Source organism: Paraburkholderia silvatlantica, assembly GCF_003096715.1.
Lineage (GTDB): Bacteria > Pseudomonadota > Gammaproteobacteria > Burkholderiales > Burkholderiaceae > Paraburkholderia > Paraburkholderia silvatlantica.
Genome location: NZ_QEOL01000003.1, coordinates 318,696 through 332,182, shown reverse-complemented (window position 1 = coordinate 332,182; position 13,487 = coordinate 318,696). Strand labels below are relative to the sequence as shown.

The window sequence follows — 13,487 nt, the reverse complement described above, 5'->3', positions numbered from 1 at the left end:
GGGTATTACGACGACTTCTTGTTGCCGCGGTCGATCAGCACGGCGAGCAGGATCACAATGCCCTTGATGACCTGCTGATAGAACGACGACACGTCGAGCAGGTTCAGGCCGTTGTTGAGCACGCCGATCAGGAGCGCGCCCACGAGCGTGCCGAAGATCCAGCCGCGGCCGCCCGTGAGGCTCGTGCCGCCGAGCACGACCGCCGCGATGGCGTCGAGCTCGTAGCCCGTGCCCGCGGTCGGCTGCGCGGAGTTCAGCCGCGAGGTCAGCACCACACCGGCGAGCGCCGACATGACGCCCGCGATCGTGTATACCCACAGCTGGATGCGATCGACCTTCACGCCGGAAAGCTTCGCCGATTCGGCATTGCCGCCCGTTGCGTAGATATGGCGGCCGAACACGGTCTTGCGCAGCAGAACCCAGAACACGCCGAACATCACGAGCATGAGCACGACGGGAATCGGCACGAGGCGCGCGACATAGCCGCCGCCGAGCAGCGAGAAAAAGTCGCTGTTGAAGCTGCTGATCGGGCTGCCATTCGACACGACGAGCGCGAGGCCGCGCAGCACCGTCATCGAACCAAGCGTGGCGATGAACGGCGCGACCTTGCCCTTGCTGATCACGAGACCGTTGGCGAAGCCCATCAAGCCGCCGGCCAGGAGGCCGGCGAACGTCGCGACGACGGCGGGCGTGCCCGCGCTCAGCAGCGTCGCGATGATCACCGACGACAGCGCGAGCACGGAGCCCGCCGAGAGATCGATGCCGCCGAGCAGAATCACGAGCGTCATGCCGAACGCGATCAGCGCGTTGATCGACGCCTGACGCATCACGTTGAGCAGGTTGTCGAGCGTGAGGAAATCGCGGCTCACGATCGAGAGCGCCACGGAAATGATCAGCAGCGCCACGAAGGGTCCGAGCTTTTGCAGCGTCGCCCGGCTGCCGGGGGTGAGGGTCACTTGCGACATGTCATGTCTCGCTAGTTTTCAGTGAATGAGTCAGCGCCTTCGCTCAGGCCGCGACAGCTTGCGTAGCCGGGCCGCCGGCTGCTGCCGTCATGATCCGTTCCTGGGTGGCCGTGCGGGCTTCGAAGATGCCGTTCTGGCGTCCCTGATGCATGACGAGAATACGGTCGCTCATGGCCAGCACTTCGGGCAGCTCGGACGACACCATCACGATGGCGACGCCCTGCTCCGCGAGCTGATTGATGATCGTGTAGATCTCGGCCTTGCCGCCCACGTCCACGCCGCGCGTGGGCTCGTCGAGCAGCAGCACCTTCGGCGGCTGCGCCAGCCACTTCGCGAACACGACCTTCTGCTGATTGCCGCCCGAGAGGGCCTTGACGTCCAGTTCGGCGTCGCGCGTACGCACACGCAACTGCTTGATGAGACCGTCGACAGCGCTGCGCTCCGCGCGCTCGTTGACGAAGCCGAGGGTGGCGTACCGGTCCAGATGCACGAGCGTCGCGTTCTCGCGCACCGACATGCCGAGCACGAGCCCCTGGCGCTTGCGGTCTTCCGTGACGAAACCAACGCCCGCCGCAATCGCGCCAGACGCGTCGCGCGCCTCGAGCGGCTTGCCGTCGAGCATGACGGTGCCCGCAGTCTTGCGGTTCGCGCCGAACAGCGTGCGCAGAATCTCGCTGCGGCCCGCGCCCATGAGTCCGGCGATACCGAGCACCTCGCCCGCGCGCACGTCGAACGTAATGCCTTCGATATGGCCGTCGTCCGCAAGACCCGCCACGCTCATGCGTACGTCGCCCGGCGCATGGCTGCGTTTCGGGAAACGCTCGCCAATCTCGCGGCCCACCATCAGGCGCACGATCTCGTCGAAACCGGTCTCGCGAATCGCGCGCTCGCCGACGAAATGGCCGTCGCGCAGCACGCTGATCTTGTCGCACACGCGGAATATCTCTTCCATGCGGTGCGAAACGTAGACGATCGCCACCCCGCTCGCCTTGAGCGACTGCATGATCTCGAAGAGCGTTTCGATCTCGCGGTTCGTGAGCGCCGCGGTCGGCTCGTCCATCACAAGGACCTGCGCATTCAGCGACAGCGCCTTGGCGATTTCCACGAGTTGCTGCTGACCGATGGAGAGCAGCCCCGCCTCGGTCTGCGGATCGATACGCTGCGCACCGACCTTGTCGAGCCATTTGCGCGCCTCTTTGCGCATCGTCGCGATATCGACCATTCCGAAGCGGCTCGGCTCGCGGCCAAGGAAAAGATTCTCCATCACCGTCAACTGCGGGATGAGGTTCAATTCCTGGTGAATGATAGCAATGCCCGCGCGTTCGGCCTCGACGGTGCTGCGGATCTGCACCGGGCGCCCATCCACGAGGATCTCGCCTGCATCGGCTTGATACACGCCGCTCAGGATCTTCATGAGCGTCGATTTGCCTGCGCCGTTCTCGCCCATCAACGCGTGGATCTCGCCCGCCTCGATGCGGAAATCGACGCCTTCGAGCACCCGAACCGGACCGAACGCCTTGCCGATCCCCTGCATCATCACTTGCATCCTGGACCTCTCAGAAGATCACGCCCGAATGCAAAATCACATTCGCATAGGGGGTGCACTCGCCGGTGCGGATCACCGCCTTCGCCTCGCGGCAGCGGCGCTTGAATTCTTCGTGCGGCACGTTCTCCACGGCGATGTGCGCAGCGGCCATCTCGCGGCTGCGCGCCGCCACGGCCGCGTTGTGTCCCTGCGCCTCGCTCGCGAACACTGCGCGCTCGGCCTTGAAATCGGCGAGCACGCTGTCGAGCACGGCGAAGAAGTCGGGCACGCCCAGCGCGAGCGAAACGTCGATGCATTCCACGCCGTCGGGGACCGGTAGCCCGCAGTCGGCGATCACGAGGCTGTCCGTGTGGCCCATGCGGGCCAGCACACGTGCGATGTCGCGATTCAGATGTCCGTGTTTTTTCACTGCGAATTCCGGGCTTGTGCGTTCAGGAAGGCTTCGAGCTCGGCGAGCGTGGGCATGCCGCCCTGCGCGCCGGCGCGCGTCACCGAAAGCGCGGCCGCCGCGTTCGCGCGCCGCACGGCCTTGCCGATGCCGAGATGCCAGAACGCCGCGAGCGCGCCGTTGAACGTGTCGCCGGCGCCGGTCGTATCGACGGCTTCGACGGCGAATCCCGGCTCATGCACGAGCGCGCCATTGGCGCCGGCGTCGGGGTTCGCGTAATACGCGCCGTCTTTACCGTGGGTCATGGCAATACGCGGGCCATGCACGGGCGCGCGCGCGATGACCTCGGCCCACGCGCCTTCCGGCGTTTGCAGCGCGGTCGCGAGCTCATGCTCGTTTGGCGTGAGCAGCGTGGTCAGCTCGAGCAGCTCGCCGCTCAGTTCGATTGCGGGCGCGGGATTGAGAAAGAATGGCTTGCCGTGTTCGCGGGCGCGCCGCGCGGCGTGCAGCACCGTTGCATAGGGCACTTCGAGTTGTGCGAGCACGACGTCGGCCTGTGCGATCGCGGCACTCGCACGGTCGATGTCCTCGGGCGAAAGCGCGTGGTTCGCGCCTGGCACGACGATGATCGCGTTATCGCCGCCCGAGAGCGTGATTGACGCGATGCCGGTCGCCTCGCGCGCCGTGCTCACATGGGCGATATCGACGCCTTCGCGCGCCAGCGTCGCTTTCATTTCGGCACCGAACGCATCGGCGCCGACGCGGCCGATCATCGTCACCTCGGCGCCAAGGCGCGCCGCTGCGACCGCTTGGTTCGCGCCCTTGCCGCCCGGATGCGTCGAGAAATGCGTGCCGAACAGCGTCTCGCCGAGCCGGGGAAACGTGTCGGTCGCGACGACCATGTCCATGTTGATGCTACCCACCACCACTACGCGCGCCATTGCACTCCCTTTCCACGGCTTGCCGCATCTGCGGTTTTTTGCCGTGCTAAAACGTGATCAGCTTGGGAGCGCAGTTATACCAGAGTCCCCACGCGAGTGAAATAGACCCAGGGTATAACCGGATGCGCAGGTCGCTATGTCCCCGGTTCTCGACGGCCCGTAGAAGCGGGACAACGTCGTGCCATGCGAAGCGCTATGCTGTCGAATCCAGATCAGGAACAGCAAGGAGATGACGCAGCATGAAGAAAACGGTGACGGTGGCGGGCGTGATCGGCACGGGGTTGATGGGCGTCGGCATCGCGACGCAATGTGCACTGCACGGCCTGCGCACGATCGTGCATGACGTCGATCCCGCACGGCTCGAGAGCGTGCCCGTGAAGGCCCGGGCCGTGCTCGACGAATTGATCGACGCGGGCCGCATCGATGCGGCCACACGTGCCGCCGCGCTTGCGCGCATCGAAACGAGCGCAACACTCGAAGCCATGGCCGAAGCCCAGTTCGTCTTCGAGGCCGTACCCGAAGTGCTCGATCTCAAGCACCGGCTCTATGCGCAAATCGGCGCGGTGCTGGCCCCCGATGCGATTCTCGCAAGCAACACGAGCGGCTTCGAGCCGGATCTGCTGGCGGGGCCGCTAGCCGCGCCTGAGCGCTTCTTGATCGCGCATTTCTGGAATCCGCCGCACATGATCCCGCTCGTCGAAGTCGTGCCGGGGCGCGCCACCACGCCCGACGTCACCGCGCGAACCGAGACGCTCATGCGCGCGATCGGCATGGAACCCGTGGTGCTCGCGAAGGCGATCCCCGGCTTCGTCGGCAACCGGCTGCAATTCGCGGTGCTGCGCGAGGCGCTCAATATCGTGCGTTCGGGCGCAGCGAGTCCCGAGGTGGTGGATCGCGTCATGAAGGCGTCGCTCGGCCGCCGGTGGGGCATCGTCGGCCCATTCGAGAGCGCGGACATGGGCGGCCTCGACACCTTCGTCGACATCGCCTCGCATCTCATGCCCGAACTCGCGAAGGACGAAGAGGTGATCGATTTGTTGCGCGCGCAAGTACAAGCAGGCCGCGTGGGTGTGCGCAGCGGCGCGGGTTTTTACGACTGGGACGAAGCGCATGTCGCGCGCGTGAAGGCCGCGCGCAAAAAGCTCATCGCGCTCGGGTGACTGCACGGACTTGCGGCATCAAACGTCGATGCCCAGCGCGACGATGCGCCGGTACAGCGTCGCGCGCGCCATGCCGATCTGCGCGGCGGCTTTCGTCACCTGCCCGCCCGCTGCGCGCAACGCGTCGGTCAGGAAGCGGCGTTCGTAATCGCGCATGGCTTCGCCGTACTGCTGATACTGCTGCGCGCCGCTCTCGTCCGGCGTGTCGCGCGGATCGCCCCCTTCATCGTCCCGGCGCTGCCCGCGCCCATCGCCAATAAAGCGCGCGAGCGAGCGCGCATCGATGCGCTCGCTATCCGATAGCAGCACCGCGCGCTCGAGCGTATTGCGCAACTCGCGCACATTGCCCGGCCAGGTGTACGCACACAGCACCGCAAGCGCATCCTTGTCGAGTTCGAGATGCCCCGCGCCGCTCTCCACCGCGAGCTTGTCGAGAATCGCATACGCCATCGCCTCGATGTCCGCCAGGCGCTCGCGCAGCGGCGGCACACGAATCATCAGTACGTTGAGCCGATAGTAGAGGTCCGCGCGAAACCGGCCCTGCGCCACGAGCGCGGGCAGATCCGCCGCGGTCGCCGCGATGATGCGCACGTCGGTGTGCACGATGCGATTCGAGCCGAGCGGCTCGAACTCCTGCTCCTGCAAAACCCGCAGCAATTTGCCCTGCAGCGCGAGCGGCATGTCGCCGATCTCGTCGAGAAATAGCGTGCCGCCCTGGGCCAGCTCGAACTTGCCGATGCGCCCCTTGCGCTCCGCGCCCGTGTAGGCGCCCGCCTCCGCGCCGAAGAACTCCAGTTCCAGCAGCGTGTCGGGAATCGCGGCGACGTTCACCGTCACGAGCGGTGCGTCCGCGCGTCCGGACGCGCCGTGTATGGCGTGCGCAAGCAGTTCCTTGCCCGTGCCCGTTTCGCCGAGCAACAGCACCGGCGACGCGAGACGCGCAGCCCGGCGCGCCTGGCGCTTCACTTCGAGGCTTGCGGCGCTCGTTCCGATCAGGCTAGAAAAGCTGTACTTCGCGCGACGCACCTGCGCGAGCGACTGGCGCGTGCTGATCAGTTCGGCTCGCAGCCGCGCGTACTGGCTGAATAGCGGCGACAGTCCCCTGAGTTCGTTGAACAGCACAAAGCCGACTGCACCGATCGTTTCGCCGTTGTCGTCCTTGATCGGCAAACGCGTGACGACGATCGGATCGCGATCGGTCTCGAGAATGTCGAGCAAGATGGGCTCGCCCCCCTTCACGACGTCGCGCATCATGCTGTTCGGAATGACGGCTTCGCAATCGAGACCGATCGCCGCTGCAGGGTCGTTAAAGCCGAAGCGCGCCGCGTAATCCCGGTTGATCCATACCACGCGCGCGTTGCGATCGACGATCACGGTGCCTTCACTGAACTTGTCGAGCGATTGAAAGAGCGATTGCATCGCCAGCTTGCGCACGTGGTCGTAGTCGGCCAGCAGCGCGGTCGTTTCGATTTCCATTGGGTGCTTTTATCGGTTGCTTTTCTTGGGTCGCGGCCCTGACGTGGCTTGTCACGGTCACCGGATTCCCAGTTTCGGGACGCATTATCTCAGAAATGAGATTGCACCATGTCCCCGGCAATTTCCCGGATTTACGCATGGTCCCGCTCGCCACGGCGCGCCTTTTCGCCTTAGTCGTCCCAGTTTTGAGACTCGCTGCCGCCGCAACCACCCGAGCGCACCCACGTGTCCCATGCCGCCCCCAAGGCCGCCCGTTTGCGCGCCGCTTCGCTCAAGGCTCTGCGCCCGCTGGCACATATCGTGCTCTATTGCGCGGTCGCGCCGGCTTCGGCGCGTGCAAACAACAAACAGACCTGCACGAATAACCCACTGGAGACAAGATGTCCTTTGTGATTGTGATCGCCGCTTTGGCGTTCCTGATGTTCGTAGCCTACCGCGGCTACAGCGTCATTCTCTTTGCGCCCATCGCCGCGCTGGGCGCCGTGCTGCTGATCGATCCCACCGCCGTCGCCCCCGTGTTTTCCGGCATCTTCATGGAAAAGATGGTCGGCTTCGTCAAGCTCTACTTCCCCGTGTTCCTGCTCGGCGCGGTGTTCGGCAAGGTCATCGAACTATCCGGCTTCTCCGAGGCGATCGTGGCCGCCGCGATCCGCTACATTGGCCGCTCGCGCGCCAATGCCGTGATCGTCGCAGTGTGCGCGCTGCTCACGTATGGCGGCGTCTCGCTGTTCGTCGTGGTGTTCGCGGTGTATCCGTTCGCCGCCGAACTCTATCGCCAGAGCAACATTCCCAAGCGCCTCATGCCCGGCGCGATCGCGCTCGGCGCATTCACGTTCACGATGGATTCGCTGCCCGGTACGCCGCAGATCCAGAACATCATCCCCACGACGTTCTTCAAGACTACCGCGTGGGCCGCGCCCTGGCTCGGCGTGATCGGCTCGATCTTCATCATCGTGGTCGGTCTCACGTACCTCGAATGGCGCCGCCGCAGCGCCATGGCGAAGGGCGAAGGCTATGGCACGTCGCTCGTGAACGAACCGGAGCGCGTCGAGACCGGCAACCTGCCGCATCCGGCGCTGGCCATCGCGCCGCTCGTGCTCGTTGGCGTCGCCAACTTCCTGCTGACGAAGTGGATACCGCAGTGGTACGGCGAAAGCTTCACCGTTGCGCCGGACGTGCTGCCCGGCATTCATGCGCCGGTGACGGTCGCCGTGAAAAGCGTCGTGGCCATCTGGGCCGTGCAGGGCGCACTGCTGGCCGGCATTCTGCTCGTCGTCGCGACGGCGTTCGGCCGCGTGAAGGAACGCTTCGCGACCGGCACGAAGACCGCAGTGGGCGGCGCGCTGCTCGCCACACTCAATACGGCATCCGAGTACGGCTTCGGCGGCGTGATCTCGGCGCTGCCCGGCTTCCTCGTGATCGGCAATGCGCTCAAGGCCATTCCGAATCCGCTCGTGAATGCGGCCGTTTCGGTTTCGGCGCTCGCGGGTATCACGGGTTCCGCGTCGGGCGGCATGAGCATTGCGCTCGCCGCCATGTCGGACACCTTCATCAAGACCGCGCAGACCATGCATATTCCGATGGACGTGCTCCACCGCGTGGTGGCGATGGCGAGCGGCGGCATGGATACGCTGCCGCACAACGGCGCGGTCATCACGCTGCTCGCGGTCACGGGTCTCACGCACCGGGAGTCGTATCGCGACATTTTCGCGGTGACTATCATCAAAACGCTCGCGGTCTTCTTCGTCATCGCCGTGTTCTACCTGACCGGTATCGTCTAACCCGCATTCGCCCCAGGCCCCAACTCATGCATCTCCCCAACACGCTCTCCCTCGCCGGAAAAACCGCCGTCGTCACCGGTTCGACCAGCGGCATCGGTCTCGGCATTGCGACGGCGCTGGCTCGCGCAGGCGCCAATATCGTCCTGAACGGTTTTGGCGATCCGGCGGCCGCGCTCGCGCAAATCGAAGCGGCCGGCGTGCGCGCCGTGCATCACAACGCGGACATGAGCCGTCCTGCCGAGATCGAAGCCCTCGTGGCTTTCGCGGCAAGCACGTTCGGCGGGCTCGATATTCTCGTCAACAATGCGGGTATTCAGTATGTCGAAACGATCGAGAACTTCCCGGTGGAGCGCTGGGACCAGATTATCGCGATCAATCTGAGCGCGACCTTTCACGCGACGCGCGCGGCGCTTCCCATCATGCGCGCAGCGGGTTGGGGACGCGTGATCAATATTGCTTCGGTACACGGGCTCGTGGGCTCGGTCGGCAAATCGGCCTATGTCGCGGCCAAGCATGGCGTGATCGGGCTCACCAAGGTCGCCGCACTGGAAACCGCGCGCAGCGGCGTGACCGTCAATGCGATCTGTCCAGGCTGGGTGCTCACGCCGCTCGTGCAGAAGCAGATCGACGATCTGGCCCGCCGCGAGGCAATGTCCGTCGAAGACGCCACGCTGAAACTGCTCGGCGAAAAGCAACCGTCGGCAAGCTTTGCGACGGTCGAGCAAATTGGCGGCGTGGCGGCGTTTCTGTGCTCGGCGGCAGCAAACGAGATGCGCGGCGCCGAGCTCAAGGTGGACGGAGGCTGGCTCGCGCAGTAAGCGTGGCGGCGGCGTGCGAGCGACGTGTGTTGGTGTGTCGTCGATCCAACGCGTCAATCGCGCGCCTTTCGGGTCGTGGCGCAACGAGTCGATACGATGCGGGCGCATCGATTCGTTAGCTATTGCTTCGCCCCTTCTCGCCAGCCGCCCCTTCTGCGATCAACGGCCAGACCAGATGTTCGAACTGGTCCGGCGCGACGGGCGCGGAGTACAAATAGCCCTGCGCGAAATCACAGCCCATCGATTTGAGAAAATCCCGTTGCTCCACCGTTTCCACGCCCTCGGCAATAACCTGGATTCCCAGCTTGTGCGCGAGCACCACCATCGCCTCGCATAGCACCTGATTGTTTTCGTCCACGCTCAGGTTCTGGACGAATGAGCGATCGATTTTCAGGTAATCGATATCGAAGCGTTTGAGATAGGCCAGGGAGGAGTAACCCGTACCGAAGTCGTCGATCGAAATGCCAATGCCCGCAAGACGGAAATCGAGCAGCCTCTCGTCGATATGCGATTCAGCCTGCAGCAGCAGCCCCTCGGTAATTTCCACCACCACGCTCTGTCCCGGCATGCCCTCCCGGTTGAGATAGTCATGCCACCTCGCGCCGAGCGTGCTGTCCTGGCGGACCTGCACCGGCGACATGTTGACACTGATCTGGAACGACGGATCGTATTGCTCACGCCATAGCCGCGCTTGTTGCACGGCTTGCCGGAACACCCAGTCGCCAATCGGAATGATCAGTCCGGTATCTTCGGCCAGTGGAATGAACTCCAGCGGATTGACCATGCCCCGCTCGGGATGCAGCCAGCGTATCAACGCCTCCGCTTTGCGGACCTGGCCCGTTGCCAGGTCGACGACTGGCTGATACAGCAGCCGAAGCTGGTTGCGAGGAAGCGCCGCGCGCAGGTCGCTCGTCAGGCGCAAGCGCGTTTGCGCCTCCAGTTGCATGTCGGGCGTGAAGTAACTAAAGCGATTGCGACCGGCATTCTTGGCCGCATACATGGCCTGGTCGGCGTTCTTGAACAGCGCGTCGAGTTCGACGGTGTCGTCGGGGAAAACGGTGACGCCGATGCTGGCCGAAATGTAGACCTCGTCCGCGCCCAGTTTGAACGGCTCGGTCAGTTTGCGATTGATGCTGCGCACGGTCTGTTCGACCGTTTCCATGTCTCCCAGATCGGGCAGGATCACCGTGAACTCGTCGCCGCCCAGTCGCGCGACGGTGTCCAGATTGCGCACGCATGCGCTAATGCGGCGCCCCGCCTCGATCAGCAGCACGTCGCCGCGGTCGTGGCCCAGCGAGTCGTTCACTTCCTTGAAGCGATCGAGGTCGATCAGCATCAGGGCCACGCGCCTTTCCGAACGGCTCGCGAGCGCGGCCTCTTCGGTGAGACGATCGTGAAATAGCTGCCGGTTCGGAAGACCCGTCAGCGCATCGAAATTGGCCTGCTTCCAGATGGTGGCCTCGAACGCCATCCGGTCTGAGAGGTCGCGGCCCACGGCGAGCACGGAAGTGACATCGCCGGAGCGATCGATCTCGGGCGTGATGCGAATGTGAGTACATTGTTCCTGCCCGTCCTTTCCCGCCCACCGCAGTTCGAACTGCGCGCTCTTTCCTGTCGCGATGACTTCGGCGATCTTCCTTTCGTAGACCAGCGCATTCGCACCGCCGGGAAGCTCCGAAGGCCGTTTGCCGAGGGCGGTAGGGAGATCGCATCCCGCCGACGTGCAAAAAGCCGGATTGGCGAAAGTGCGGCGCAGTTCGCGGTCATATCGCGTAATCGTGTCGGGCGAATTCTCGATCAGCGTGCGCGCCTCCCGTTCGCGGGCGACGAGTTCCACCGTTCGGTCGACGACAGTCTGCTCGAGCGTCGCATTGATTTCGTTGATCTTCTGAATCTTCTGCCTGATTGCCGCGCGCATGCGCTCAAATCGCTGTGCCAGCCGGGCCAGTTCGTCCGGTCCGCCGGCCGGGCCCGCCCCTTCGGTGCCGTCGTCCTCGACAGCGCCGGCATCCTCGCCCGTGTCGTGCATCCGTCGCACGAGGTCGCGCAGCGGCGCCGAAATACTGTTCGAAATAAAGTAGGCCAAAAAAATGGAAAGCAGAAAGCCGGAAATGCCGACCACCACGATCTGGTTGCGTACGGCCTGTGCCTCCGCAGTGAGACTGCGTTCCGCAATCGTGCTGACCACGAACCAGCTCGTGTTGGGAATTCGTGCGTAGGCGGCAAGAAAACGCCCGCCGCGTTTTGCGGCGAAATTGACGAACCGGCTTGACTCGCCCGAAACGCGGTGGCGGGTGATATCTTCGATCAGGCCAGGTTCGGGCGTGGCGCCCGCGCGGGGCGACGACGCATTATTCGGGACGACGATGATCTTGTTGTCGCTCGCATCGAACACATAAATCTCGGTCCCGCTGCCTGTCGCGACGTCGTTGAAAATCGTCGAGAAGTATTCGGGGCGGACGACCAGAACCAGACTGCCGATCTTCGCGTTGTCGCTCTTGTTGTAGATGGCGCGCACCATGCCCAGATTCTGCTGGCCGACCCCGTCGTCGTAGCTGCCCCAGTAGGTGCGTTCCTGCGACTCTTGCGCGAGGCCGACGAGCGCCGTCACCCCCGTAGTCAACTGCGCAAATGCCTGCGTATCCAGAACCCGGTCTTTCTGGTCGAGCAAATATTTCTGATTGATGAAATCGACCGACCCATAATGCTCCAGCAGCAAACGCGTCATGTCCTCGCGCGCCTCGCTCTGCTCCCTGGCGCTGCCGCTTGCCGCTCTCGCCAGCGCGCCCTGTACCCGGTCCGAAAGCACGAGAAGGTTGCTTTCCGTCTCGATTTGCTGCATGCGCAGCCCGACATTTCTCGAAACCTGCCTCACGACTTCTTTCGAAAATATCTCCGCATTTTCCTTGATCGCCGCGACCGACTTCACATAGGAAATGCAGCCCGAAATGATAATGGGCAACAGCGCCAACAGAATGAAGGCGCCAATCAGTCGATAGCGAATCTCGACGCGTCGAAGCAAATCCTGGCAAAGGTAGTCGAAAGCGCGTCGCAGCAACGCGGAGATCGAATTCATTTGTAATGCATCTTCGCTTCAGTCTTGACCGAGATGTCCAGGCGCTCTGCAGCCTGCCTGGGCGTCATTTTCCTGAGCAGCACATCCTGCATCAATTTATGCACCAGCTCAATTGTGTTGGAAGGAAGCGACGAATAATAGGGGCTCGCCGTGACCGGATAACGGCTGAGCGCATTCGTGTAGTCGACGATCTCCACGTCGGTCACCACAGTGCCCATGCCTTGCTGAAACGGCGAAACGTTGTGGCGCTTCCTCTGAAGAATCGGAAATCCCTTGCCGGCGATGAATTCCAGAAAACGCGTGGCTGCGGCCTTGTTGGGCGTTTCGCAAACGGCAAAGCCCGTTTCGCTGCCGAGCACCGGCACGACGCGTTGGCCGCGCGCGTTCCATGGCGGCACGAACACGCCCACCGAGAAGTCGTTTCCACGCAGCATGAGACCGGCGGCCCAACTGCCCTGGAATGCCATTGCCACCTTGCCCTCTCTGAAAAGACGAATGCCCTCGTCGTATCCCGTCGTCATAAACGATGGCTGGGCGTAACCGCGCTCGGGAATCAATGCGATCCTGGCGAAGATATCGGCCACCTCCGGCGTGTCCAGGTTCAGCGTGCCGTCCGCCATCTTCTCTTTCCAGTGCGGTTCGCGCGCGACCACATTGTTGGCAAAGCCGGACGCGAACGGTCCGTTGCCGAGCATGTTCGGAAAGCCGCCGTACCACATCACCGGAATCATTCCCGCCTGCTTGAGCCTGGCGCATACCGCCAGGAATTCATCGAAATTGGTGGGCAGCGTATCGATACCGGCCTTGGCGAACATGGCGCGGTTGTAATAGATCATCGTCGTCGCCACGCCGCCCGAAATGCCGAACCCCTTGCCGTCGCGACTGGTCCAGTCGGCCTTGAGCGGATCCAGCATGTTCTTCCATGCGGAACTCTGGCGAACATCGGCGAGCACGCCCTGGTCGGCCAGCTCAGCGGCATAGGCGTTCGGATTGATGCTGACGAGGTCCGGCAGCGTGCCTGCCGCCACGCGCGGCTTGATGTTCTCCTCGACCGAGTTGCCGACCATGAACTGCACGTTCACGTGCAGATCGGGATTGAGTTTGTCGAACTCGGCGGCGATCTGGAGCATCTCCTCCGGCCAGTCCGGCGCCCAGATCAGTGCGGTGATGGTGGTCCGTGCCGGCGCGGCCTCGCTGCTCCGGGCGCCATTATGCTGATCGCAACCCAGGAGCAAGAGCATGCCGATCAAACCAGGCAGCAGCCAGGCTAACTTGATTCCGTGCACGTAACGCTCGCTTTCAGTTCGGGAGTGGCGGCCCCTGCGCAACGCAGGAG

The 13,487-nt window shown here is 63.7% G+C and carries 10 protein-coding genes; 3 read left to right on the top strand and 7 right to left on the bottom strand.

Going from position 1 to position 13,487, the window contains the following annotated elements; genetic code table 11:
• Positions 1-5 precede the first annotated feature (5 nt).
• From C7411_RS05910 to rbsK, 4 genes are read right to left on the bottom strand one after another with little or no spacing between them, the layout of a single operon-like run.
• Positions 6-965 carry an ABC transporter permease gene (locus C7411_RS05910; RefSeq protein ID WP_110383669.1) on the bottom strand — a complete coding sequence of 320 codons (960 nt, stop codon included), beginning with the start codon at positions 963-965 and terminating at the stop codon, positions 6-8.
• A 43-nt stretch (positions 966-1,008) separates the two neighbouring features.
• A complete protein-coding gene (locus C7411_RS05905; protein WP_309147571.1) occupies positions 1,009-2,502 on the bottom strand; it encodes a sugar ABC transporter ATP-binding protein in 1,494 nt (497 codons plus the stop codon).
• 19 nt (positions 2,503-2,521) lie between these two features.
• Positions 2,522-2,920: a D-ribose pyranase gene (gene rbsD, locus C7411_RS05900; RefSeq protein WP_110383671.1), complete on the bottom strand. Its 399-nt coding sequence runs from the start codon at positions 2,918-2,920 to the stop codon at positions 2,522-2,524.
• Entirely contained in the window at positions 2,917-3,840 is a 924-nt protein-coding gene (rbsK, locus tag C7411_RS05895; RefSeq protein WP_110383672.1) for a ribokinase, read from the bottom strand. The genes rbsD and rbsK overlap by 4 nt, the downstream gene beginning before the upstream one ends.
• 239 nt (positions 3,841-4,079) lie before the next feature.
• Here rbsK and C7411_RS05890 point away from each other — a divergent pair, with 239 nt between their 5' ends.
• Positions 4,080-5,000, top strand: coding sequence for a 3-hydroxyacyl-CoA dehydrogenase family protein (locus tag C7411_RS05890; protein WP_110383673.1), 921 nt, complete (start codon positions 4,080-4,082; stop codon positions 4,998-5,000).
• 18 nt (positions 5,001-5,018) lie between these two features.
• Here the strand turns inward: C7411_RS05890 and C7411_RS05885 are convergent, their stop codons facing one another.
• The gene (locus C7411_RS05885) at positions 5,019-6,476 is read right to left on the bottom strand and encodes a sigma-54 interaction domain-containing protein (protein WP_110383674.1); all 1,458 of its coding nucleotides are present in this window, start codon (positions 6,474-6,476) and stop codon (positions 5,019-5,021) included.
• Between the two features lie 380 nt (positions 6,477-6,856).
• Between C7411_RS05885 and C7411_RS05880 the strand changes: the two genes are divergently transcribed.
• Together C7411_RS05880 and C7411_RS05875 are read left to right on the top strand one after the other, a co-directional pair.
• The gene (locus C7411_RS05880; RefSeq protein WP_110383675.1) at positions 6,857-8,257 is read left to right on the top strand and encodes a GntP family permease; all 1,401 of its coding nucleotides are present in this window, start codon (positions 6,857-6,859) and stop codon (positions 8,255-8,257) included.
• 26 nt (positions 8,258-8,283) lie between these two features.
• Positions 8,284-9,075: a 3-hydroxybutyrate dehydrogenase gene (locus C7411_RS05875; protein WP_110383676.1), complete on the top strand. Its 792-nt coding sequence runs from the start codon at positions 8,284-8,286 to the stop codon at positions 9,073-9,075.
• Between the two features lie 115 nt (positions 9,076-9,190).
• Here the strand turns inward: C7411_RS05875 and C7411_RS05870 are convergent, their stop codons facing one another.
• Positions 9,191-12,151: a bifunctional diguanylate cyclase/phosphodiesterase gene (locus C7411_RS05870; protein WP_110383677.1), complete on the bottom strand. Its 2,961-nt coding sequence runs from the start codon at positions 12,149-12,151 to the stop codon at positions 9,191-9,193.
• Positions 12,148-13,392: an ABC transporter substrate-binding protein gene (locus tag C7411_RS05865; protein WP_243413072.1), complete on the bottom strand. Its 1,245-nt coding sequence runs from the start codon at positions 13,390-13,392 to the stop codon at positions 12,148-12,150. The genes C7411_RS05870 and C7411_RS05865 overlap by 4 nt, the downstream gene beginning before the upstream one ends.
• Between the last annotated feature and the right edge of the window lie 95 nt (positions 13,393-13,487).

Bases quoted from the DNA above. Each gene is read 5' to 3' on its own strand.
- C7411_RS05910 (WP_110383669.1), bottom strand. From the start codon at position 965: ATGTCGCAAGTGACCCTCACCCCCGGCAGCCGGGCGACGCTGCAAAAG.
- C7411_RS05905 (WP_309147571.1), bottom strand. From the start codon at position 2,502: ATGATGCAGGGGATCGGCAAGGCGTTCGGTCCGGTTCGGGTGCTCGAA.
- rbsK (WP_110383672.1), bottom strand. From the start codon at position 3,840: ATGGCGCGCGTAGTGGTGGTGGGTAGCATCAACATGGACATGGTCGTC.
- C7411_RS05890 (WP_110383673.1), top strand. From the start codon at position 4,080: ATGAAGAAAACGGTGACGGTGGCGGGCGTGATCGGCACGGGGTTGATG.
- C7411_RS05885 (WP_110383674.1), bottom strand. From the start codon at position 6,476: ATGGAAATCGAAACGACCGCGCTGCTGGCCGACTACGACCACGTGCGC.
- C7411_RS05880 (WP_110383675.1), top strand. From the start codon at position 6,857: ATGTCCTTTGTGATTGTGATCGCCGCTTTGGCGTTCCTGATGTTCGTA.
- C7411_RS05875 (WP_110383676.1), top strand. From the start codon at position 8,284: ATGCATCTCCCCAACACGCTCTCCCTCGCCGGAAAAACCGCCGTCGTC.
- C7411_RS05870 (WP_110383677.1), bottom strand. From the start codon at position 12,151: ATGAATTCGATCTCCGCGTTGCTGCGACGCGCTTTCGACTACCTTTGC.
- C7411_RS05865 (WP_243413072.1), bottom strand. From the start codon at position 13,392: ATGCTCTTGCTCCTGGGTTGCGATCAGCATAATGGCGCCCGGAGCAGC.